The sequence below is a fragment of the Bacteroides cellulosilyticus DSM 14838 genome (genome assembly GCF_000158035.1).
GTDB classification, from domain to species: domain Bacteria; phylum Bacteroidota; class Bacteroidia; order Bacteroidales; family Bacteroidaceae; genus Bacteroides; species Bacteroides cellulosilyticus.
On sequence record NZ_EQ973513.1, the window covers coordinates 1 to 820 of the forward strand.

Annotated in this window: 2 protein-coding genes; both read left to right on the plus strand. The window is 44.5% G+C overall.

Features of this window, described 5'->3' with window-relative positions:
• The first annotated feature begins 232 nt into the window (after positions 1-232).
• Positions 233-691 carry an HU family DNA-binding protein gene (locus BACCELL_RS25405; RefSeq protein WP_025726397.1) on the plus strand — a complete coding sequence of 153 codons (459 nt, stop codon included), beginning with the start codon at positions 233-235 and terminating at the stop codon, positions 689-691.
• Between the two features lie 36 nt (positions 692-727).
• A partial coding sequence (locus BACCELL_RS26680) for a smalltalk protein (RefSeq protein WP_022210678.1) occupies positions 728-820 on the plus strand: 93 nt, incomplete at its 3' end.

Below are 820 nucleotides of genomic sequence, written 5' to 3' on the forward strand. Positions count from 1 at the left end.
ATTTTGTGTAACTGCGCACTGTGAAAGTGCTTTTTTCTTCTTTCATTTTCTTGTATTTATTGATTCTTAATGTGACGTAAATTTACTAAAAATAAACGGTCCGTGAAAGTTTTGGGACGTGTTTATTTCAATAATATTCGTAAAGCTTCATTGGCGACTGAGGGGTATCTGTCATCCGGTATATTTGCAGTGTAAATCGATGATTTACATTCATTTTAAAAAAATAATTGATATGGCAACATCCATGAATTATTCGGTGGTGGCTCGTAAAAATCCTTCTAAGAAGAGTGAGCCCGCAAAGTATTATGCCCTGGCGCAAGCCTCGGGCGAGTTGGACTTCGACGAAATGTGCGAAGCGATAACCGGACGTACCACGTGTACGGAAACTGATGTACGTGCTGCACTGGCGGGCATCATCTATGAGGCGAAGCGTGCCCTGAAAGCGGGGCGCATTGTCAGGTTGGGAGATCTGGGATCTATGCAGATGGGCGTCAGCAGTAAGGGCGCAGAGAAGGCGGAAGATTTCACGCTATCCATGATTAAGAAATCACGTATCAACTTCCGTCCCGGCAAGGGGTTGACGGACATTACGAAGACAATGGCGTACACACGTGTGGTGACGCGAAGCATGCAGTCATCCGAATCGGGTGGTTCTGCTGATGGAGGGATTGAAGAAAATCCGTTGGGATAGAATCACTAAATATTAAATCACTAAAAACTGATCGTTATGAAGAAGATTACCTGGGACACTGTATTGAAAGTTGTTATTGCGATGGCTTCTGCCTTATTGGGGGCGCTGAGTGCACACGCTATGACGATA

Bases quoted from the DNA above. Each gene is read 5' to 3' on its own strand.
- BACCELL_RS25405 (WP_025726397.1), top strand. From the start codon at position 233: ATGGCAACATCCATGAATTATTCGGTGGTGGCTCGTAAAAATCCTTCT.